This window comes from Nocardia mikamii NBRC 108933, from assembly GCF_001613505.1.
GTDB lineage: Bacteria > Actinomycetota > Actinomycetes > Mycobacteriales > Mycobacteriaceae > Nocardia > Nocardia mikamii.
Genome location: NZ_BDCM01000006.1, coordinates 280,760 through 301,375, shown reverse-complemented (window position 1 = coordinate 301,375; position 20,616 = coordinate 280,760). Strand labels below are relative to the sequence as shown.

The window sequence follows — 20,616 nt, the reverse complement described above, 5'->3', positions numbered from 1 at the left end:
GAGATCAGATTACCGCATCCGAGACCTTTTCGTTACTGCTTCGTGACCGCCTGTCCCGTTTACGCCGAAACCCCCGCCTCAGCGGGGGTTTCGGGTCGAACGAGGGGGCCGGGCGACTACTGCGGCGGTGCCGGCGGACCGGGCAGGACGGGCAGCGGGACGACGATTCCGAACGGCAGCGTGATCCCGGGCTGCTGCGTCGGGCTCGGCGGCGCGGCCGGCGCGGGCGCGGCCGCCTCCGGGCCGGGTTCCGGTGTCTTGGACGGCGTTTGCGACTCCTGCTCGGGTGCGGCCGGTGCCGGTGCGCCGTTCGGCTGTGCCGGTGCGCCGGGCTGAGCGCCGGGCGCCGCCTGGCCCTGCGGCTGCGTGCAGGCCGGGGCGGCCGGCTTCGGCGCGTTCGGATCGGCCGGAGCCGCATTCGGATTCGCCGGCGCGTTCGGATCGGCGGGCTTGCCCTCGGCGGCCTGCGGATCGACCGGGCGCACCGGGTCGCCCGCCGCCCAGCGCTGGGTCTGGGCGGGTGCGGCCGGTCGGGCGGGTTGCCCCGGTTGCGGCATCGGCGCCGGCACCGCGGCCGGATCGCACGGATTCGGCTTCGGAGGCGGGCAGAAGATGCCGCACGGAATCGGCGGCAGCCCGGGGATATTGATCATCACCTGCGTCGGCTGTTGCGGCGTGGGCACGGTGGTGGTGGCCCGCGACGGCGGCTCGGTGGGGGTCGGAATACTGCCGTTCGCGGCGAGGATGTCCGGACCCGCGGGCGGGGCCTGCATCGTGCCCGGCGGAATCAGATCGGGCGAGATCTGCACCTGGGTCGGGGCGCCGCCGGTCTTGTAGGCGTTGGCCCAGCTCAGCACGTTGGCCGCATAGGCCGTCGAGTTGTTGTAGCGCAGGACCGCGCGCAGTTCCTGCTGCGGGTCACGCAGATTCAGCCCACCCGAGCACAGATACTTGCCCGCGGCCAGCGACGCGTCGAAGACGTTGTTCGGATCCGCGACACCGTCGCCGTTACCGTCGGACGCGTACAGCGACCAGGTGCCGGGCAGGAACTGCATCGGGCCGACCGCCCGCACGAAATTGCCGTCGGCGGCCTTGATGACCTCGTTACCCGGCAGTGTGCCGTCCAGTGAGGGGCCGTAGATGGTGCCGATGGTCGTGCCCGCGGCGTCGGTGCGGCCGTGCCCGGCGTGATTGGACTCGATGCGCCCGATCCCGGCGAGCAGGCTCCAGTTCAGACCGCAGTTCGGCTCCGAGGACTGCAGGGTCAGTTCGGCATTGCGGTATGCGGCGAGCACGATCTCCGGAATGCCGAAGGCTCCGCTACCGCCCGGCAACGCGATGTCCTGCAGCGGAACGGTACCGCCGAACAACGGCGCCCCAGCCGCGGGCGCCGTCATAGCTCTGAGTTTGCGAGGAGGTTCGGGAGCGGCGGGTACCAGCCCCACCGCCTCGGCGTCGGAGTTGCCGGCGTCGGTGGGGGAGCTCGCTGCCGCCAGGCGCGCCTCGGTCGTCTTCGGCGCACTGGTTCGCGCGGTCGTGTGCGCCGCCGAACCTGTAGCCATCAAACCCGCAACCACCAGCGCCGATACGGTAATCGGTCCAGATATTCGCATCGGCACAACCAATCCCCTCGTAGTCGTTGAGCGACCTGAACGCGCGGAGCCGCCACGGACAACGTGATCCAGGTTACCTGCCAGTCAGCACGTTGTTATCGATAATTGCGGTCAGCCGCCATCTATTTGAGGCGAAATCGGTACTCGACCCCTCTTCCTATCGGTACTTTTCTTGGACTTCGCGGTCTCGACAGCATCTTCGTCGTCCAGCGGCGCATGTAGTTGGAGCCGCGCCAGAGCGTCTTTGATGTCTTCGAGTTCGCGGCGCAGATAGTCGCGAGTGGCCACCTCGCCCACCGCGATTCGCAGCGCCGCCAGCTCCCGGGCCAGGAATTCGGTGTCGGCCTTGGTCTGTGCCGCGCGGCGGCGATCCTCCTCGAGAGATACCTTGTCGCGGTTGTCCTGCCGGTTCTGGGCCAGCAGGATCAGGGGTGCGGCGTAGGCGGCCTGGGTGGAGAAGGCCAGGTTCAGCAGGATGAACGGATACGGATCCCACTGCAGGCTCACCGCGAAGACATTGAGCGCGATCCACACCACGACCACGACCGTCTGCAACAGCAGATAACGACCGGTCCCCAGGAATCGGGCCACCGTCTCGCTGCCCCGCGCCACCGCCTCGGCGTCGATCTCGAAGCGGAACCGCGATTCGACCGGTGTCTCCAAGCGGGCCCGGGCGACCGGCTTGTCCGTGCGGGCCGCGCGTTCGCTGCGCTCACTCATGCTTTCGCCCTTCCGGCCGCCGCGTCAGCCGTTGCCGCTTTGCCCGCCGCCCGCGCCGCGGCCGCGATCGAATGAATCGTGCTCGCCGGTTCGGAGGCGTCCTCGTCCTGTTCGCGCCAGTCCTCGGGCAGCAGATGGTCGAGCACGTCGTCGACGCTCACCGCGCCGAGCAGGTGATTCTCCTCGTCCACCACCGGCCCGCAGACCAGGTTGTAGGTCGCGAAATAGCGGGTGACCGCGGTCAGCGGGGCATCGGGATGCAGCTGGGTGAGGTCGCTGTCGACCAGCCCGCCCACCAGTGTCGCCGGCGGTTCGCGCAGCAGCGCCTGGGTGTGCACACAGCCCAGATAGCGGCCGGTCGGCGTCGCGGTCGGCGGGCGGACCACGAACACCATCGACGCCAGCGCCGGAGTCAGATCGGGGTCGCGGATGCGGGCCAGCGCCTCCGCGACGCTCGCCGCCGGGGTGAGCACCACGGGGCGGGGCGTCATCATGCCGCCCGCGGTGTAGGGCGAATATTCGAGCAGGCGCCGCACCGGCTCGGATTCCTCGGGATCCATCAGTGCCAGCAGCGCCTCGGCCTCACCGGTCGGCAGTTCGCCGAGCAGGTCGGCGGCGTCGTCGGGGTCCATCGCCTCGAGCAGATCGGCCGCGCGTTCGACGCCCAGATTCTGCAGCACGTCGACCTGGTCGTTCTCCGGAAGTTCCTGCACCACGTCGGCGAGTCGTTCGTCGTCGAGGGCCCGGGCCAATTCGATCCGGCGCTTCTCGGGCAGTTCGCGCAGCAGATGCGCCACATCGGCCGGGCGCAGGCCCTCGAACTGGCCGAGCAGCTGGGTGACGTCCTGACCGGGCAGATTCAACTCGTGCTGGGTCAGCCCGCGAACATCCGACCACTCGACCACGTGCACCTCGCGGCGCCGGCCCAGGCGCCGATGTCCGCGCACCGCCACCCGCGAGACCACCCAGTCGCGGGTGCGGCTCTGTTCGATGCCCAGGTCGACGACGAAGACGTCCACCCCCTCTAGGTCCGGGAGTTCGGGATCGACCACGCGCACCTTGGAGTCGAGGACCTGCGCCAACGCCAGCATTTCGCCGGGCCGCTGTTCGAAGCGGCGCAGGCTCACGGTTCCGGTGTTGAGATTGACCGAGTTCGGCTCGATCGCGTTGACCCGGAGCATCGGGACGAAAATACGTTTGCGCGTGGGTAATTCGACCAGTAGTCCCAGCACCCGGGGTTGCTGGCGGTCGTAGCGGATGGAGATCACCACGTCCCGCACACGGCCGATAGACTCGCCGTCCGGACCCAGTACCACCAGGCCCGCCAGCCTGGCGGCGAAAACTTTCGTTGCTGCCATAAGTGCAAGGCTATGTGGTGCAGCCCCGCGAGACGATTCAGGAGCCGCCCATGTCAACGCGTCGTTCGGTGCTCGCCGTACCCGGCAGTAATCTACGGATGATCGACAAGGCCAAGGGTTTGCCCGCCGACGAGATCTTCCTCGACCTCGAGGATGCGGTCGCCCCGCCCGCCAAGGCCGCCGCCCGCGCCAACATCGTCGCCGCGCTGAACTCGCCCGGCTGGGGCAATCAGATCAAGGTCGTGCGGGTCAACGACTGGACGACGGAATGGACCTACGCCGACGTCATCTCGGTGGTCGAGGGCGCCGGCCGCGACCTGGACGCGATTCTGCTGCCGAAGGTGCTCGACGGCGCCCAGGTGCGTGCGCTCGATCTGCTGCTGACCCAGCTGGAGAAGGCCAACGGGCTCGAGGTCGGCCGCATCGGCATCGAGCCGCAGATCGAGAACGCGCAGGGGCTGCGCAACATCGACGAGATCGCCACCGCCAGTCCGCGTGTGCAGACCCTGGTCTTCGGCCCCGCCGACTTCATGGCCAGTATCAATATGCGCACCCTGGTGGTCGGTGAACAGCCCGAGGGCTACGAACCCGGCGACGCCTACCACCACATTCTGATGACCATCCTGCTCGCCGCGCGGGCGCACGGCCTGCAGGCCATCGACGGTCCCTATCTGCAGATCCGCGACCTCGACGGCTTCCGCCGCGCCGCATCCCGCACCGCGGCCCTCGGATTCGACGGCAAATGGGTGCTGCACCCCACCCAGGTCGAGGCGTGTAACGAGATCTTCAGCCCCCGCCAGGCCGACTACGACCGCGCCGAGGAGATCCTGGACGCCTACGCCTACCACACCTCGACCGCCGGCGGCGCCCGCGGCGCGGTGATGCTCGGCGACGAGATGATCGACGAGGCCAGCGCGAAGATGGCACAGGTCGTCGCGGAGAAGGGGCGGGCCGCCGCAATGACGCGCACCACGAGTTTCGTACCGCCTCGGGCGTGACGACAACTCACAATCGTCGGCCCCGTTCTTCGTGAAACCTCTTGAACGGCGGGCGAATCCGGCGACGGGTGCTCCCGCGTCCGTAGGATCTGCGCAGCCGAGCGTTGAGGAGTGTGGCTTGTCCGAGGCAACTGTCGACCAGGCAACTGGCGACCGGGAAACTGTGGACCAGGCGGCCGCAGGCGAGGCGACCGCGGATGCGGCGGCATACACGCGGTCGCTGGTGGGATATGCCTACCGTGCCGAGGACTATTACGAGGTCGGGCGGGAGAAGATCCGCGAGTACGCCCGCGCCGTGCAGGATTACGGCTCGGTGCACTGGCGGGAAGCCGACGCGGCGGAGTTCGGCTACGGCGCGGTGGTCGCGCCGCCCACCTTCCTGTCGATTCCCGCGATGCTGGCCAATCGCCGGCTGTTCGAACGGGTCATCACCGGCTACGACGTGTACGTGCAGACCGATCAGGTCTTCGAGTTCCATCGGCCGGTGGTCTCCGGTGACCGCCTGGTGAGCGATGTCGAGGTCAGCGCGGTGCGGACCATCGCCGGCAAGGATCTGATCACTGTCACCAACACCTTCACCGATCAGTTCGACGAGGTCGTCCATGTGATGCACACGACCGCGGTCGGTGTCACCGGGGAGGACATCGACTCGGGTATCGCGGGCGCGATCGAACGGGTGATCATGCACGGTGTCGGTGCACCGTCGGCGGCGCAGGGTCTGTCCGAGGCGGAGTTGCTGGACGCCGCCGTCGCCGCCCGACGCGACCACCGCTTCTCGGAGGTGTCGCGAACACGAGTGCCGCACAACGTCGTCCGGTTCGACGACATCGCCGCCGGCGACGAGCTCCCGCCGCGCACCGCCCGGATCACACGCGGTGATCTGGTGAACTACGCCGGCGTCTCGGGTGACGCCAACCCCATCCACTGGCACGACGGCGTCGCCGCGCTCGCGGGCCTGCCCGACGTCATCGCGCACGGCATGCTCACCATGGGACTCGGCGCGGGCTTCGTCACCGGATGGCTCGGCGACCCCGGATCGCTGATCAGATACGCGGTGCGGCTGTCGAACTACACGATCGTGAATGCCGGATCCGCGGGCGTCGTCGAATTCACCGGCCGGATCAAATCGGTCGATCCCGCCACACGCACCGCGGTGGTCGTCGTCGTCGCGAAGTCGGCCGGTCGCAAGATCTTCGGCCTCGCCACCGCGGAGGTCCGTCTGGGGTAGGCGGGTTTTCGCAGGTCGGTTGCCAGTGGTCGCCACCCGTCCGGCACGGCGGGTTCGCAAGCGCTACCACGGCGAAATCGAGGGGACCGGCGTCGTGCACGTCCTGACCGCGCAGGGGGAGGCGGGCGGTGGTTACGTCGCCTCGGAACGAGTCGAGGGAACGCTCGACGGCCGCGCCGGCACCTTCGTGATCCAGCACGGCGGTCTGGCGGACGGGACGGACCTGAGCAGCTTCGGATCCATCGTTCCGGGGTCGGGCACGGGAGAACTCGCCGGAATTCGCGGCCGCGCGCACGAGGCGCAGCGCGAGGTGCTCACCCTCACGTACACGCTGTGACCGGAACGGCATGGATTCCGGCTTCTCCCGCCCCGGTAAAATCGGACACGCGGTGCGCCGCTGAGTCGCCGCATCCAGCCGTAGCGGCGATGTCGACCTAGGATCGTGGAGTTATGACCAATCCGTTGGGTAGTCCGAATCGCAATCGGCCCGGCTTGCCGACTCCGCCGTCGGGGTGGCCGGTCGCCTCCTATCCGACCTATGCCGAGGCGCAGCGGGCGGTCGACTATCTGGCCGACAACCAGTTCCCGGTGGAGAACATGACCATCGTGGGTGTCGATCTGATGCAGGTCGAACGAGTGCTGGGCCGGCTCACCTGGGGCAAAGTCATTGGCGGCGGCATGGTTTCGGGCGCCTGGCTGGGCCTGTTCCTGGGGTTGCTGCTGAGCCTGTTCACCACGGGCGGCGTGATCGGGCCGCTGGTGGTCGGCCTGGTCGGCGGCATCATCTTCGGGCTCATCTCGGCGGTGATCCCGTACGCCGCCACCCGCGGTACCCGCGACTTCGCCTCCACCATGCAGTTGGTCGCCGGACGCTACGACGTGCTGTGCGATCCGAAGGTCGCCGAGCAGGCGCGGGATATGCTGGCGCGCCTGGCGCTGTAGGGCTCTGGCACGCTCTAGGGCTATGGAACTCGATCAGGTGCGGTCCGCGGTACTGACGCATTTCGGCATTCCCCGGACGGGGCCGGGATTCGATGACACGCGCTTCGACTCCGCGTCGGTGACCTTCCTCGGCCTGGAACCGATCGACATCCTGCGCATCCCCGACGGCGAGTTCGTGCACTACGTCACCCTCGGTGGCTCCCGGCATCCGATGACCGATTCCGCGGCGGCCCTGGCCGACCCCGTGCGCGGCCCGCGCGCCGAATTGGTGCTGACGCTGCGCGGCGGCGCCGGCGCCCAGGCGGGGCTGCCGCGCGGACTCGGCGTGCTGATCGCCGCTCCGTCGGTGGAAGGCGTTGTGCTGCAACCGGATGCGCTGCTCGACCTGGGAGAGCCGTTGTGGCACAACGCCCCCTTCACCGCGGTGCTGCTGGGCGAGGCGGATATCGCCGAGGTCCCACTGCCGGAGCCCGCGGATCCGGTGCGATTCCTGTCGGTCGCGCCGATCACCGCCACCGAGGCGGCGTGGGTGCGAGTGCGCGGGGCCGCGGCGCTGCGGGACGCGTGGTCCGAAGCGGGGATCGACATCCGTGATCCGCACCGGGCCGCCGCGAATCTGTAGTCCGCGCGGGCGTTGCGCCGAGGTGCGGCGGCTCAACCCTGGATCTCGGAACGACTCGCGCCTCACAACCATTTGTTGCGCCGCAGCGCGACGAACAGCGCGCCGCAGATGACCAGGATCACGACCCACACCATCCCGTAGCCGTAGGTCCACGACAGCTCCGGCATATGGGTGAAATTCATGCCGTAGATCCCGGCGATCATGGTGGGCACCGCGGCCATCGCCGCCCAGGCCGAGATCTTGCGCATATCGGTGTTCTGCTGGACGCTGACCTTCGCCAGCGCCGCGTTGATCAGCGCGCTGAGCGCCTCGTCGAAATCGCTGATCCGTTCGGCGACCGCGGTGTGGTGGTCGGCGACGTCCCGCAGATAGCGGCGGATCTCCTTCGGCATCGGCAGTTCCGAACTGCGGCTGAGCACTTGGAGCGGCAGCGACAGCGGGTTGACCGCCCGGCGCAACTCCACCACCTCGCGCTTGAGCTGATAGATGGCCTCGATGGTGAGCCGGCTGCGCGGGGTGAAGACCTCTTCCTCCATCCCCTCCACATCGTCTTCGACCGACTGGGTCACCAGCAGATACGAATCCACCACGTGGTCGGCGACGGCGTGCAGAACCGCCCCGGGCCCCAGCGCCAGGCGTTCGGGATGTTTCTCCATCTCCTCGCGAACCACCTTCAACGCCGTGTGCTCGCCGTGACGGACGGTGACCACGAAATTCGCGCCCACGAAGATCATGATCTCGCCGGTCTGCACGATCTCGCTGACCGAATTGGGGTCGTGTTCGAGGTATTTCACGGTGCGCAGCACCAGGAACAGGGTGTCGTCGTAGCGTTCCAGTTTGGGGCGCTGATGCGCGTGCACGGCATCTTCGACCGCGAGTTCGTGCAGGCCGAAAATCTCGGCCACCTCGGCCATCTGGTCCGCGTCCGGAGCGTGCATACCCACCCAGACGAACCCGTCGCCGCGCTCGCGTACCTGCGCCAGCGCGGCCGACGGGGTCACATGCCCGGACTGCCGGTGGCCGTCGATATAGACACCGCAGTCGACGATCGCGCGGGCGGTGGGAACCGGGATCCGGGGCAGCTGCGGCCCGTGCCGCGACCTCCCGGAGCCACGGAACGGGGGAAACGGCGGTATCGAGGGCACCTCCCGGATGCTAGTTGGGCAAGATGGAACGCGTGCGCATCGACCTCCACACCCATTCGACCGCATCCGACGGCACCGATACTCCCGGCGATCTGATGCGCGCGGCCGCCGCGGCGGGGCTGGACGTCGTGGCGATCACCGATCACGACACCACCTCCGGCTGGGACGAGGCGGTCGCCGCGCTGCCGGCCGGGCTGCGGTTGGTGCGCGGGATGGAGATGTCCTGCGTCGGCATGGGGGAAGACGGCTGGCCGGTGCCGGTGCATCTGCTGGCCTACCTGTTCGATCCGGCCGATGCCGCCTTCGCCGCCGAACGCGAGCGGTTGCGCACCGAACGGGTCTCGCGGGTGCGCGCGATGGCCGATCTCATGGTGGCCGACGGCCTGCCGATCGATCCGGACGCGGTTCTCGCGGCCGCGGGCCCGGCGGCGGGTCGACCCCATCTGGCGCGAGCGCTGGTCGAGGCCGGTGTGGTCCCGACGGTCGGCGCGGCCTTCGACGATCTGCTCGCACCCCGCGGCCGCTACTACGTGGAGAAGGCCGACACCCCGCTGCGGCAGGCGGTGGACATGGTCGCTGCCGCCGGTGGAGTGACGGTGGTCGCGCACGCGCGTGCCCGCACCCGCGGGCGGCTGCTGGCGATCGACGACATCCGCGATCTGGCCGGGCACGGGCTGGGCGGGCTCGAGATCGATCACCCCGATCACAATCCGGCCGACCGGGCGGTGCTGCGCGAGCTGGCACGCGAACTGGACCTCATCGGCACCGGATCCTCGGACTATCACGGCGCCGACAAACCCGTGGGCCTGGGTGAATGCACCACGGACGCAGAGCAATTCGAGCGACTGGCCGAGAAGGCGAGCGGCGTCGCGGTGATCGCCTCGTGAGAGTCGTGCGGGCGCTCAGCGGAACCGTGGCCGCCGGACTGGTGGTGCTCGCCGCGGTCGTCGTCGTCGCGGCGGTCCTCGGGGTGCGGCGCGGATTTCCGGGGCCGGGTGCGAGCAGTGTCGCCTGGCATATAGGAATGGCGGTGCTGGCGCTCGGTGCGCAAATTTTTTCCGACCGGCGTCGGGGAATTCCGGCGTTTTTCGGATCGCTGGTCGTCTTTGTGGCGGCGGGTTACCTATTGGTTACGCAATGGTGGAATTAGACTCCGCGTAACAGTTGCGGCCGGATGAATTGTGGCCGAATATTTTCCTTTGTGAGCGTGCGTAGCCGGTCCACTATTCGCGCGGAATCCGAGATCGCGGCGGAGGCGTCCGCCGATGTGCTGGTGGTGGGCGGCGGTCCGGCGGGCGCCTGGGCGGCGTTGACGGCGGCGACGGCCGGAGCGCGGGTGATCCTGGTCGACAAGGGCCGTTGCGGGGAGTGCGGTCCGACGTCGAAAGGCATTGTCGCACTGTGGGATATCCCGCCGGGGCCGGATCGGGAGCGGGCACTGGCGCGCAGTCTGGCGTACGGCGGCGACCTCGGTGACCCCGAGTGGATGGACCGGGTGCTCGGCGAAACGCATCACCGCATCGCCCATCTGCTGCGCTGGGGATACCGGCAGGCCGGAGACGGGCCCGCGACGCGCGTCCATCTCGAGGGACGGCGGTATCTGGCGGCCCTGCGGCGCACCCTGTTCCGGTTGGGTGTGCAGGTCGTCGACCATCATCCGGCGCTGTATCTGCTGGTCGACGGCGACGGTGTGGTGTGCGGGGCCGGTGGGCTGGCCGGCGACGACCATTACCGCGGCTGGACGATCCGCGCGGGTGCGGTGGTGCTCGCGACGGGTGGCTGCGCATTCCTGGCCGGTGGCGCCGGCACCGATGTGGACACCGGTGAGGGCCTGCTGATGGCGGTGGAGGCGGGCACCGAACTGTCGGGGATGGAGTTCTCCGGCGCGTACGGTCTCGCCACCATCAGCGATCTGCGCGAGCCCCGGTTCGCGAACCTGTACGACGAATCGGGGGCTCGCATCGACGGAGACGACTTCACCGCCCGGTCCGCGGCCCTCGCCGCGCTGGCGCAGGGGCAGGCGGTCTACGCCGACATTCCGCCGGGGCCCGCGGTCCGGTACGGCCCGGCGTCGGCGGCGCCCGCGGGCACCACGGCGGTGTCCGCGACCGCCGGTGCCGGTCCCGCCGCGTCGTCGATCGAACCTCGGTCCGGCCGGGTGCGGTTGCGTCCGGTCCTGCAAGGAACCGTGCGTGGTTCGGGCGGCCTCAGGCTGATCGGATTCGATTGCGCCACAACGGTTCCCGGACTGTACGCCGCAGGCGACGTGGCCTCGCGGGAACCCGTCACCGGCGCCGTCGGCGGCTTCGACGGGCACGGTGGCGGGTGGGCGATCTCGTCCGGGATGTGGGCCGGATCGGGCGCGGCGCGGTTCGCTCGCCGCCGCGGCCGGATCGGGGACGCGCGTCCGGTTCCGGGGGCGGGGCTGAATTCGCGCCCCGGCGCCGATGCGCGCGCCGGCATCGATCCCCGTGCGGTGATCGGGCTGGTGCAGGAACATACGCTGCCGCTGCGGCGCAGCTACTGGCGCAGTGCGGGCAGTCTGCGCGACAGCATCGCCGAACTCGACGCGATGTGGCCGGTCACCGAATACGGACTCGGCGGCACCGGCGCCGATCAGGTCCGGGCCCGGCAGGCCGCGGCATTGCTGGCGGTGGCCCGCTGGACGAAATACAGCGCCCTGGCCCGCACCGAAACCCGGGGCCTGCATCGGCGCACCGATCATCCCGGCCCGGCCCGCGACTGGCGCCGCCGGCTGCTCACCGGCGGCGTGAACGAGATCTGGGTGCGCCCGGCGTGACATGCCGGAGGGGCGCCATGAGCTCACACCGGCGTCCCGGGTCCCGGTGGGACTGTTCACCGCTGCTTCCCAGCACGGGCGAGTTTCCCCTTACGCGCAGGTAATTCGGCGGCCCTACCCTCGGAAGATGGCAGTAGACACCCGGCCCCGGGCCGGCCCGCATCGAGCGGATCGCGCCCCGGCCGAGGAGCGATTTTGCAACTCCCTGTTCGTACTGGCAGAATGTTGCGGATTCCCGGCCGACGCCACCGCCCGGTCCGGGACGGTTGGTGACTTTCGGTTCGTGACGCACGGCTCCGATCCGCGGATCACCCCGCAGCCTTGCCCGGACCACCCGTCCGGTTCTCGTTCGACGGATCGTGCGCGGCCAGATCGCGAAGAAGCAAGCCCGCAAAGGCGCAAACGCGCGTATGCCCTAGTCGGTAGTACCTAGGCCGGTATTACCCCCACGGCATGCCGCGATGTAATCACCGATCGGTTTTGCGCGACCGCGTGAACGCCCGGTCGGCGCACATCGTTCGAATTTCGAAGACCTTCAATACGAAAACCCGGCGGTAACCGTGAGCCGGTGCAGCCCGGACCGAGCAGGAGTGAAATCGTGTCATCTGTGACTGACGCACCGAATGCCACTACAGCGAGCCGTGAAACCGATACGACCGATCTGTCCGCTATCACGCACGAGGAAATTTTCGCCGGCCATCTCGGTGGCAAGCTTTCGGTGGAATTGTCCGCACCGCTGGAGACCCAGCGGGATCTGTCCATCGCGTACACGCCGGGCGTCGCGCAGGTGAGTCGCGCCATCCACAAGGACGAGGCGCTCGCCAAGCGCTACACGTGGACCGACCGCCTGGTGGTCGTGGTGAGCGACGGCACCGCGGTGCTCGGCCTGGGTGATATCGGCCCGCGGGCGTCGCTGCCGGTCATGGAGGGCAAGGCCGCGCTGTTCAAGAAGTTCGCCGGGCTGGACTCGATTCCGATCGTGCTCGACACCAAGGATGTCGACGAGATCGTGGAGACCCTGGTGCGCCTGCGGCCGAGCTTCGGCGCGGTGAACCTGGAGGACATCTCCGCCCCGCGCTGCTTCGAGATCGAGAAGCGCGTCATCGAGGCGCTGGACTGCCCGGTCATGCACGACGACCAGCACGGCACCGCCATCGTGGTGCTGGCGGCGCTCAACGGTGCGGCCAAGGTGCAGGGCCGCGATATCGCCGACCTGAAGGTGGTCGTCTCCGGTGCCGGCGCCGCGGGTGTGGCCTGCTCGAACATCCTGCTGGCCGCGGGAGTGTCGGATGTGGTGGTGCTCGACTCGAAGGGCATCGTCAGCCGCGACCGCGCGGACCTCAACGAGGTGAAGGCCGATCTGGCCGCGCGCACCAACCCGCGTGGCATCACCGGCGGTGCGGCCGAGGCGCTGGCCGGTGCGGATGTGTTCCTGGGTCTGTCGGCCGGAACCATCGCCGAGGAATTGATCGCCTCGATGGCGCCGGAGTCGATCGTGTTCGCCATGTCGAACCCGGACCCGGAGATCCACCCGGAGGTCGCGCACCGCTACGCCGCCATCGTGGCCACCGGCCGCAGCGACTTCCCGAACCAGATCAACAACGTGCTCGCCTTCCCGGGCGTGTTCAAGGGTGCGCTGGATGCCGGTGCGCGCCGGATCACCGAGGGTATGAAGGTCGCGGCCGCCAACGCCATCTTCGGTGTCGTGGCCGACGAGCTCTCGGTCGACAAGATCATCCCCAGCCCGCTCGACCCCCGGGTCGCGCCGGCGGTCGCCGAGGCCGTGGCCGCCGCCGCGCGCGCGGAAGGTGTTGCGTAACACCGGATTCGAACACAACGAGGGCGCCCCGGGAACTTCCGGGGCGCCCTCGCGTTATTCGGATGCCGAGGCGCGCCCGCTACTTCTGGTGGCAGGACTTGTGGTAGTCGATCATCGGCTGCCGCACGCCGCGGAAATCCTTCAGCTCCTGCTGGTGGCCCTGGCGGTAGGCCCGCATCTCGGCCTTGCGCTGATCCTTCGGCATACCTTTCACCTTGGCCAGTTCGGCGGCCAGATCCGGGTGGCTCGCCAGGAATGCGGCGACCTGCGGAGCGGTCTGCGCCTGAACCTGGGCGCGTGCCTGCGGGCTGCACTGCGGGGCGTCGGCCGAGGCGACGCCGGGCACGGCGACGGCCAGGGCGGCGATTCCGGCGGTGCCGGCCAGCAGGGCGGCGACAGTGCGCTTCATACCGGTAACTCCATTCGTGACGGGATCATGTCGGATCCGAATCTGCGCGCCGAATCTGAAAGGACCCTGAAAACGCCGAGTGGACCGCAGGGATCTTCAGCCGACCTTCAGAAACGAGGAAGGCTGTCGGCGCTCGCCGCGGGGCCGTGGTGACCACCGGCCGACAGCGGGGCCGCCGGAAGCGTCAGGACGAACACCGCGCCCGCGGTTCCGGGCGGCGGCTCGACGCAGCGGAGGTCACCGCCGTGGGCCCGGGCGATCCCGCGTGCGATGGCCAGGCCCATACCCGCGCCGTCGCGGCGACGGTCGCGGGCGGCGTCGAGACGGACCAGGCGGTCGAAGATGTGCTCGCGTTCCGAGGCGGGTACGCCCGGACCGGTATCGGTGACGCGGATTTCGGCGACGGGGGACCCGACGTGCGGCGGGGCCGGCGCGGCGATCGCATGCGGGTCGCCGCCCGGTTCGTGACCCGGCACAGCGGGGCCGGCGACGGTGACGCTCACCGTTGCGCCCGGTCCCGCGGCCTGGCGGGCGTTGGCCAGCAGATTGACCAGAACTTGGCCGATGCGTTCCGGGTCGACGACCGCCCGCACCGGCCGGCCGACGAGTCGGACATCGATATCGGGATGCAGGACTCGCAGTCGGTCCAGCTGGATGCGAACCAGCTCGTGGAGATCGACCGATTGCGGGTGCAGCGTGAGGCCGGCGTCGATGCGAGCCATATCCAGCAGATCCTCCACCAGCCGTCCGGCTCGCTGGGCCTCGCGCACCAGCAGCAGGTACATGTGTTCGCGCTCTTCGGTGGCGGCGTCGGCGGGCTGGTGCAGCACCGCCTCGGCCATGGCCTTGATCCCCGCGATCGGGGTGCGCAGCTCGTGGGCGGCATCGCCGACGAAGGCGCGCATCTGCTGCTCGGAGGCTCGCGCCCGGGCTTCGGCGCCCTCCAGGGCGTCCAGCATCTCATCGAAAGCGCTTGCGGTGCGGCCCAATTCGGTATCGGTGCGGGCGGGGGAGAGGCGACGGCCGCGGCCGCCGCGGGCGATCTCGCGGGCCAGTCCGGTCATCGAATCCAGTGGCGCCAGCGCCCGCCGCAGCCCGAACCACAGTGCCGCGGTGATGACGACGAGCGCGGTCGCGGTCACGCCGATCAGAACCAGCCCCAGGCGCGACCGTAGTTTGTCCAGCAGCGGCGTATCGACCTGCAGGGTGAGCCGGGCGTGGTCCACCGCACCGCCGGCGAGGGTGATGGTTCTGGTGCGGGCGCTGCCCTCACCGGCGTGCCGGGGCGAGAGGCCGCCGTAGACGCTGCCGTCGGCCAGGATCAGCCGCGCCCGCACCGAGCGATTGTCCAGGCGTGTGATCAATTCCGTGGGCGGGGTGTTCTGCCGCGCGAGTTGGCGGGCCAGCTGGACCCGGTCGGTCAGTACCGTGTTCTCACTGCGCGCCACCACGATTCCGAACAGGCTGTGCACCGCCAGCGCCACCACGATCAGTGCGAGGCCGGAAACCGCTGCCGCCGTGACGGTTACCCGGCGTCGTAGCGATATCGTCGGCAGGGTGCGCGGTTCGGGTTCCGCTGCGGACGGTGCGGGGGAAAGCCGGTCTCGGCCCGGCGGGGAACCGGGCCGGGAAGTCCCGGAATCGTCCGGAGGACCGGGCGACGCGGGTGCGATGTCATCCGGGTCGCCGCTCATCGCGGATTCGCCCGTAACGCGTAGCCCATACCGCGCACCGTGTGCAGCAGGCGCGGGCCGTGTTCCTCCAGTTTGCGGCGCACCGCGCTGACGTAGACCTCGACCAGATTCGGGTCGTAGTCCTCGTAACCCCACACCGCGGTGAGGATTTGGGTCTTCGTGACGACTCGGTCGCGGTGGGCGGCGAGGTAGGCGAGGAGTTTGAATTCGGTGGCGGTGAGGCTGATCGGTTCGCTGCCGCGCAGCACCACGCCGGAATCGGTTTCCAGCACCAGGTCGGCGATGGTGATGCGGCTGTGCATACGTCCCATCCGCCGCAGCAGCGCCTCGATCCGTGCCATCAGTTCGGCCAGGTCGAACGGTTTCACCACGTAGTCGTCGGAACCGGAGCGCAGTCCGCGCACCCGGTCCTCCACACCGTCGCGCGCGGTCAGCATGACCACACCGGCGCCGCTGCGGGCGCGCACCACCTCGAGCAGGCCGAAACCGTCGCGACCCGGCAGCATCACGTCGAGGACGGCGACATCGGGTCGGAATCGCTCCAGATCGGCCTCGAGCCGATCGCCGTGCTCACGGGCCAGGACCTCGTGCCCGGCGGCGTGTAGGGCCGCCGCGACCGCCGTGCGAATGGCGTCGGCGTCTTCGATCACGAGAATGCGTCCCGGCTGCACCCGCACATTATTCGTCGCCCGGGCTGAGACCTCGCTGAATACTGCTCGAGAGTCGGGTGCGCGGTTCTGCGCGAGCGCCCCTACTTGTCGGTGGGCGGGCGTAGAATGACCGTTATCGGGATTTGGAAAAGGTTGGTGCACTTGGGAATTCGTCGATTCATCGAGAAGGTGACGGGGCGTCGCGCTACCGGCGACGGCACATCGGAAAAGCGGCAGCGGAGCAGGCGGGCGGCACGCGAAATCGCCTCGCTGCGCCGCGCGAACGAACGTTCGCGACCGCGGGAGGGCAACCCGTACGGGGAGTCGGGCACAGCGGGAATCGCGGGCTGACCCCGCATCGGCTCGATCGGCCGGACGGGTGCGGATCGGCGGTGCGGATGCGGCCCACCTACGATTCCTGTGCCGGGGCGCCCCTCGGCCGCCGGATGTGGTTGTCGCTGACTATCGGGAGTGGGTGTCGCCGGATGGGATTGGCCGGATCGGTGCGAGTGACGGCCCGGGTGCTGGTGGCCGTCACCGCCGCCACGGTGGCGGTGGCATGTGCCAACGGTGAGGGCGAGTCGACGATCACCGTCGGCGCCGGTGATTCGGCGCAGTCGGAGGTCGTCGCCGAAATCTACGCCCAGGCGCTCGCGCGCACCGGCACGCGGACCACGGTGAGAAAGCATCTCGGACAGCGCGCGGACTATCTGGCGGCCCTGGACGCGGGCACGATCACGCTGGTCGGCGACACCAGTGGTGATCTTCTGACCGCCTTCGACTCCTCGTCCTCGGCGACCGCGCCCGATCGCGCGACGGCCGCGACCGTCGCAGCGCAACACGAGCCCGGCCCGCCGATCGACAGGACCGCGGGGACGCCGATGACGTTCGAGGCGCGCTCGATCGGCTCGGTCGCCGACGATCTGAGCCGGGCCGTTCCGGAGGGGCTGACGGTGTCCGATTTCGCCGACGCCACCGATCTGCGGCCGCAGCTCGCACTCGGCGCCGCCGCGGCCGCGCGCTATCCGGCGAATGCCGCCGACCTCGCCGAGCATTGCGGTGAGCTGACCGTGGGCATCGCCGGCGGGCGCGAACTCGACCCGCTCCGGACGCCGCCGGACCCGCAACGCGACGTGGTGTCGCCGCTGCGCACGGTCTACGGCTGCGATATCACCCACCACGTCGGCTTTCCCGGTGATGCCGCACTGCGAAAGGCATTGCGCGACGGCACTGTCGACGCGGGCGTGTTCACCTCGGCCGTCGCACTGCTGCCGGGCGGCCCCGGTGATACGGCCGGCGGCACCGAACCGGCCGTCGTCACCGATCCGGCGTACGCCTTCCGCGCCCAGAACGTCGTCCCGCTGCTGCGCCAGGGCGCCTTGGACCAGCGGCAGATCAAGAAACTCAACTACGTAGCCGGGGAACTCACCACGGCCGACCTCGCGACGATGGTCCGCCGCGTCCGTGACGAACACGCCTCGGCGGCCGACCTGGCCCGCATGTGGCTCGACGAACACGCCCTCTGAGTACCCCGCTCGTCCGCCGTTCCCGCCCATCGTCCATGATCAGGTCCGAGACGGATTCGGGCGTACAGTGCGAATAGATCACCTGAGCGGGGGTCCGCATGGTCCTGGTCATCGCGTTGGGAGTGCTGGCCGCATTCCTGTTCGCCGCGGCCGGTTATCTGCAACAACGCGCGGCGCGCACCGTGGTCGCCGAACAACCCCGGGCGGCCCGGGTCTTCGGTATGACCACACTCATGCAGCGCCTGCTGCGCAGTGGCACCTGGCTGCGCGGCTGGATCACCAATCTCGCGGGCTTCTTCACCCAGGCGGTAGCACTGCATCTGGGCTCGGTGGCCGCCGTGCAGCCGTTGATGTCGACGCAGCTGCTGTTCGCTGTCCCGCTCGAGGCGTTCGGACGCCGGCGTCGCCCGCGCGGTCGCGACATCTGGTTCGCACTGCTGGTCTGCGCCGGCCTGGGCGTGCTGTTCGGCGTCGGCGGCGTGGCGCCGCTGTCGGGGGATCCGGATCGTGGCCGCGTGCTGCTGGCCACCTTCTCCGCCGCGGGGCTGGTGGCGCTGCTGGCCCTGATCAGCATCCGCTGCCCGATCTGGGTGGCCGCGAACCTCGTGGCGGTGGCCGCCGGCGTCTGTTTCGCGATGAGCGCCGTCTTCATGAAGTTGACCACAGAGGATCTGGTCTATCGCGGCGTCCCCGCCACCGCCACCGACTGGCCCGGTTATCTGCTCGCCGTCTCCACGCTCAGCGGGCTGGTGCTGGAACAGACCGCCTTCGCCGCCGGGCCGCTGCCCTGGGCGATCGCGGCGATGAGCGTGACGAATCCGATCGTCAGCTACGTGGTCGGCGTGCTGGCCTTCAAGGTCGAGCTGCCGCATACTCCCGGGGCGCTGGCCGGAGTCGCGGTCGCCGGCGCGCTGATCGCGGCCGGTATCGGCGGACTCGCGCATTCGCCGCTGGCCCGCGCCTTCTATGCCGGTAACGAGGAGATAACCGACGAATCGCCCAGCCTGATGTCGTAAAAGCTTGCGACGCATGTGTTATGACGGTTCTGTGGGCAATCCGTCGCGTCCGGTGCTGTGGCGGGACTGTGCGGCCGGGCTCGCGGTATTCGGGCTGTACCTGGCGGTCGATGCCCTGCACACCCCGGCCCGCCGCGAACTGGCCGACCGAAACGCCCACCGTATCGTCGATCTCGAGCAGTGGCTCGCGATCGACTTCGAGCGCCCGCTCAACCGCTGGCTGGAGTCGCGGGCGCTGCTCGCGACCCTTGCCAACTACGAATACGCCTTCACCTACATCGTCAGTGCGTTCGCGCTGCTGTTCTGGATGTATTTTCGCCGCCGCGCCGAATACGCCCGCGCCCGCGACTCGTTCCTGCTGCTGAACATCCTGGCCATCGCGTGTTTCGCGCTCTTCCCGGTCACCCCGCCGCGACTGCTGCCCGAACTGGGCTTCACCGACACCGTCGTCGCCGGCCACACCTGGGGGTCCTGGGGTTCGTCCCTGGTGTCCGGGGCGAATCAGCTCGCGGCCGTCCCCTCGCTGCACGTCGGCTGGGCGCTGTGGGTGAGTGTGGTGCTGGCCCGGGTCTCCGGCGGGTGGATCGTGCAGGTGCTCAGCGCGCTGCACGTCGGGCTGACCACCTACGTGATCGTCGCGACCGCCAACCACTTCGTCCTCGACGCGATGATCGCGGTGGCCTTCGTCGCGGCGAGTATCCAGCTGGTCGACCGCTGGTACGCGCGAGCGCCGGTGGTGCCGCCCGCCGACGCGTTCTTCCTGCACATCGAGAAGACCGGCATTCCGCAGCAGGTGGGCGGCATGGTCGTGTTCCGGCCGCGGGCCGACGGCGGGACCGACCTCGCCGCGGTGCGGAAACTGGTCCAAGGCGAGCTGGCACATCTGCCGCGATTCCGGCAGCGTCTGGACCAGCCGGGGCGGTGGCGCCGGGCCCGCTGGGTGGACAGTCCGGTCGACTGGGACTGGCACGTCACCGAGCGCACTGTTCCCGGCACCGATCCGGATGCCGTCGGCACGGCCGAAGCGGCCATGACACCGAGCGCGGTGGCGCGTCAGGTGGACGGAATCAGCCGGGTGGTCACGGATCTCGCCGCCGAGGTCCTGCCCAAGGATCGGCCGCTGTGGCGACTGGTTCTGGTGCGCGACCCGGAGGCGGGCGCGGTCGGCGTGGTCCTGCTGCTGCATCACGTGGTCGCCGACGGCATCGGCACGGTGGTGCAGGCCCTGCGCCTGCTGCGGCCGACCGTCGATCTGCCGGTGGCCGAGCGTGAGCCGCCGAGCTGGGGGACCACCGTCGCCGGTACCGCGGCCGGTCTGGCGCAGTTGGCCGCCGATGCCCAGCCGAAGGGAACGCTGCCCGACGACTGTGTGCGACGCGTGTTCACCGTCTGTTCGCTGGACCTGGAAACCGTTCGGGCCGTGGCCCGTTCGCATCATGCCCGGGTGACCGACGTACTGCTGAGCCTCACCGTCACGGCGCTGGCGCGTCTGCGCCCCGATCTGGGGGAGCGGTTGCGCGGGCAGATCCGGGTTGCGGTGCCGTTGATGGTGCGCGACCCCACGTCGGGCGCGGAGGGCAATTCGACCGCCGCCGTGATGATCGACATTCCGCTGACGGCCGCGACCCCGGCGCAGCGTCTTGCCGAGATCCGCACCCGCAGCGACCGGCTGCATTCCGGAACCCGCGCGTTCGCCTCGCATTTCGTGATGGATCGAGTGCTCAGGCTTTTCCCCGAACCGGCCGCCGGGGCATTCGCGCGGTCGGTGTACGGCGGGCGGTTCTTCCACGCCATCGTCTCCAACATGGCCGGTCCCGAACGGGCGATGACCTTCGCGAATATGCCGATCACCCAGGTGTTTCCGATTCTGCCGTCGGCTCCGGGAGTTCCGCTGGTCGCCGGGGTGCTGAGCTGGAACGGGGCAGTGGGGATCGGGCTCTCGGTGGATCCGGCGCTGCTCGACGCGCGTGCGGTCGCCGCCGAGTTGCCCGATGTCCTGGCCGAACTCGCCGATACCACGTTCGTGTCCGATAAGCGTCCGTAGCCCGGTTCCGGCGAGTAGTCTTCGAGCGAGTT

19 protein-coding genes are annotated in these 20,616 nt (G+C 69.4%); 12 read left to right on the top strand and 7 right to left on the bottom strand.

Features of this window, described 5'->3' with window-relative positions:
* Positions 1–116 precede the first annotated feature (116 nt).
* The 3 genes from NMI01S_RS08070 to NMI01S_RS08060 all read right to left on the bottom strand — a co-directional run bounded on the left by NMI01S_RS08070 (position 117) and on the right by NMI01S_RS08060 (position 3,691).
* The gene (locus NMI01S_RS08070) at positions 117–1,562 is read right to left on the bottom strand and encodes a lytic transglycosylase domain-containing protein (protein WP_245716763.1); all 1,446 of its coding nucleotides are present in this window, start codon (positions 1,560–1,562) and stop codon (positions 117–119) included.
* A 162-nt stretch (positions 1,563–1,724) separates the two neighbouring features.
* Complete coding sequence (locus NMI01S_RS08065; protein ID WP_062995338.1) at positions 1,725–2,333, bottom strand: DUF1003 domain-containing protein; 609 nt, start codon at positions 2,331–2,333, stop codon at positions 1,725–1,727.
* Positions 2,330–3,691: a magnesium transporter MgtE N-terminal domain-containing protein gene (locus NMI01S_RS08060; RefSeq protein WP_084512707.1), complete on the bottom strand. Its 1,362-nt coding sequence runs from the start codon at positions 3,689–3,691 to the stop codon at positions 2,330–2,332. The genes NMI01S_RS08065 and NMI01S_RS08060 overlap by 4 nt, the downstream gene beginning before the upstream one ends.
* 50 nt (positions 3,692–3,741) lie before the next feature.
* Between NMI01S_RS08060 and NMI01S_RS08055 the strand changes: the two genes are divergently transcribed.
* From NMI01S_RS08055 to NMI01S_RS08035, 5 genes are all read left to right on the top strand, one after another.
* Positions 3,742–4,689 carry an HpcH/HpaI aldolase/citrate lyase family protein gene (locus NMI01S_RS08055; protein WP_062995620.1) on the top strand — a complete coding sequence of 316 codons (948 nt, stop codon included), beginning with the start codon at positions 3,742–3,744 and terminating at the stop codon, positions 4,687–4,689.
* Positions 4,690–4,852: 163 nt separating this feature from the next.
* Positions 4,853–5,917 (top strand): fused (3R)-hydroxyacyl-ACP dehydratase subunits HadA/HadB, encoded by a 1,065-nt coding sequence (locus NMI01S_RS08050; protein ID WP_062995337.1) that lies wholly within the window; start codon positions 4,853–4,855, stop codon positions 5,915–5,917.
* 25 nt (positions 5,918–5,942) lie between these two features.
* Complete coding sequence (locus tag NMI01S_RS08045; RefSeq protein WP_245716762.1) at positions 5,943–6,254, top strand: DUF3224 domain-containing protein; 312 nt, start codon at positions 5,943–5,945, stop codon at positions 6,252–6,254.
* 113 nt (positions 6,255–6,367) lie between these two features.
* Positions 6,368–6,859: a YflT domain-containing protein gene (locus NMI01S_RS08040; protein WP_030514914.1), complete on the top strand. Its 492-nt coding sequence runs from the start codon at positions 6,368–6,370 to the stop codon at positions 6,857–6,859.
* Positions 6,860–6,881: 22 nt separating this feature from the next.
* A complete protein-coding gene (locus NMI01S_RS08035) occupies positions 6,882–7,481 on the top strand; it encodes a suppressor of fused domain protein (protein WP_084512701.1) in 600 nt (199 codons plus the stop codon).
* Positions 7,482–7,543: 62 nt separating this feature from the next.
* Here the strand turns inward: NMI01S_RS08035 and NMI01S_RS08030 are convergent, their stop codons facing one another.
* Positions 7,544–8,626 (bottom strand): magnesium and cobalt transport protein CorA, encoded by a 1,083-nt coding sequence (locus NMI01S_RS08030; RefSeq protein ID WP_062995336.1) that lies wholly within the window; start codon positions 8,624–8,626, stop codon positions 7,544–7,546.
* Between the two features lie 32 nt (positions 8,627–8,658).
* On the opposite strand from NMI01S_RS08030, the gene NMI01S_RS08025 reads away from it, so the two are divergent.
* The 4 genes from NMI01S_RS08025 to NMI01S_RS08010 all read left to right on the top strand — a co-directional run bounded on the left by NMI01S_RS08025 (position 8,659) and on the right by NMI01S_RS08010 (position 13,245).
* Positions 8,659–9,513, top strand: coding sequence for a PHP domain-containing protein (locus NMI01S_RS08025; RefSeq protein ID WP_062995614.1), 855 nt, complete (start codon positions 8,659–8,661; stop codon positions 9,511–9,513).
* Positions 9,510–9,776 carry a hypothetical protein gene (locus NMI01S_RS08020; protein ID WP_084512698.1) on the top strand — a complete coding sequence of 89 codons (267 nt, stop codon included), beginning with the start codon at positions 9,510–9,512 and terminating at the stop codon, positions 9,774–9,776. The genes NMI01S_RS08025 and NMI01S_RS08020 overlap by 4 nt, the downstream gene beginning before the upstream one ends.
* A 51-nt stretch (positions 9,777–9,827) precedes the next feature.
* Positions 9,828–11,426, top strand: a complete 1,599-nt coding sequence (locus tag NMI01S_RS08015; RefSeq protein WP_439956244.1) for an FAD-binding protein — start codon at positions 9,828–9,830, stop codon at positions 11,424–11,426.
* A gap of 598 nt (positions 11,427–12,024) precedes the next feature.
* Positions 12,025–13,245 (top strand): NAD(P)-dependent malic enzyme, encoded by a 1,221-nt coding sequence (locus NMI01S_RS08010; RefSeq protein WP_439956243.1) that lies wholly within the window; start codon positions 12,025–12,027, stop codon positions 13,243–13,245.
* A 79-nt stretch (positions 13,246–13,324) separates the two neighbouring features.
* On the opposite strand, the gene NMI01S_RS08005 is transcribed toward NMI01S_RS08010, so the two are convergent.
* The 3 genes from NMI01S_RS08005 to NMI01S_RS07995 form a co-directional block, all read right to left on the bottom strand.
* Entirely contained in the window at positions 13,325–13,654 is a 330-nt protein-coding gene (locus tag NMI01S_RS08005) for a heme-binding protein (RefSeq protein WP_062995335.1), read from the bottom strand.
* 107 nt (positions 13,655–13,761) lie between these two features.
* Positions 13,762–15,348 (bottom strand): HAMP domain-containing sensor histidine kinase, encoded by a 1,587-nt coding sequence (locus tag NMI01S_RS08000; protein WP_084512690.1) that lies wholly within the window; start codon positions 15,346–15,348, stop codon positions 13,762–13,764.
* A complete protein-coding gene (locus NMI01S_RS07995; protein ID WP_062995334.1) occupies positions 15,345–16,019 on the bottom strand; it encodes a response regulator transcription factor in 675 nt (224 codons plus the stop codon). Before NMI01S_RS07995 ends, NMI01S_RS08000 begins: the two co-directional genes overlap by 4 nt.
* Before the next feature lie 464 nt (positions 16,020–16,483).
* Between NMI01S_RS07995 and NMI01S_RS07990 the strand changes: the two genes are divergently transcribed.
* The 3 genes from NMI01S_RS07990 to NMI01S_RS07980 all read left to right on the top strand — a co-directional run bounded on the left by NMI01S_RS07990 (position 16,484) and on the right by NMI01S_RS07980 (position 20,584).
* On the top strand, positions 16,484–17,524 hold the full coding sequence (locus tag NMI01S_RS07990) for a glycine betaine ABC transporter substrate-binding protein (protein WP_062995333.1): 1,041 nt from the start codon (positions 16,484–16,486) through the stop codon (positions 17,522–17,524).
* A 98-nt stretch (positions 17,525–17,622) separates the two neighbouring features.
* Positions 17,623–18,540, top strand: coding sequence for a DMT family transporter (locus NMI01S_RS07985; protein ID WP_062995332.1), 918 nt, complete (start codon positions 17,623–17,625; stop codon positions 18,538–18,540).
* A 31-nt stretch (positions 18,541–18,571) separates the two neighbouring features.
* Positions 18,572–20,584, top strand: a complete 2,013-nt coding sequence (locus NMI01S_RS07980) for a bifunctional phosphatase PAP2/O-acyltransferase family protein (protein WP_062995331.1) — start codon at positions 18,572–18,574, stop codon at positions 20,582–20,584.
* The last annotated feature ends 32 nt before the right edge of the window (positions 20,585–20,616 follow it).

What these genes read in the sequence shown, in the direction of transcription:
- NMI01S_RS08070 (WP_245716763.1), bottom strand. Translation starts at nt 1,562, where the DNA reads ATGGCTACAGGTTCGGCGGCGCACACGACCGCGCGAACCAGTGCGCCG.
- NMI01S_RS08065 (WP_062995338.1), bottom strand. Translation starts at nt 2,333, where the DNA reads ATGAGTGAGCGCAGCGAACGCGCGGCCCGCACGGACAAGCCGGTCGCC.
- NMI01S_RS08060 (WP_084512707.1), bottom strand. Translation starts at nt 3,691, where the DNA reads ATGGCAGCAACGAAAGTTTTCGCCGCCAGGCTGGCGGGCCTGGTGGTA.
- NMI01S_RS08055 (WP_062995620.1), top strand. Translation starts at nt 3,742, where the DNA reads ATGTCAACGCGTCGTTCGGTGCTCGCCGTACCCGGCAGTAATCTACGG.
- NMI01S_RS08040 (WP_030514914.1), top strand. Translation starts at nt 6,368, where the DNA reads ATGACCAATCCGTTGGGTAGTCCGAATCGCAATCGGCCCGGCTTGCCG.
- NMI01S_RS08035 (WP_084512701.1), top strand. Translation starts at nt 6,882, where the DNA reads ATGGAACTCGATCAGGTGCGGTCCGCGGTACTGACGCATTTCGGCATT.
- NMI01S_RS08005 (WP_062995335.1), bottom strand. Translation starts at nt 13,654, where the DNA reads ATGAAGCGCACTGTCGCCGCCCTGCTGGCCGGCACCGCCGGAATCGCC.
- NMI01S_RS08000 (WP_084512690.1), bottom strand. Translation starts at nt 15,348, where the DNA reads ATGAGCGGCGACCCGGATGACATCGCACCCGCGTCGCCCGGTCCTCCG.
- NMI01S_RS07990 (WP_062995333.1), top strand. Translation starts at nt 16,484, where the DNA reads ATGGGATTGGCCGGATCGGTGCGAGTGACGGCCCGGGTGCTGGTGGCC.
- NMI01S_RS07985 (WP_062995332.1), top strand. Translation starts at nt 17,623, where the DNA reads ATGGTCCTGGTCATCGCGTTGGGAGTGCTGGCCGCATTCCTGTTCGCC.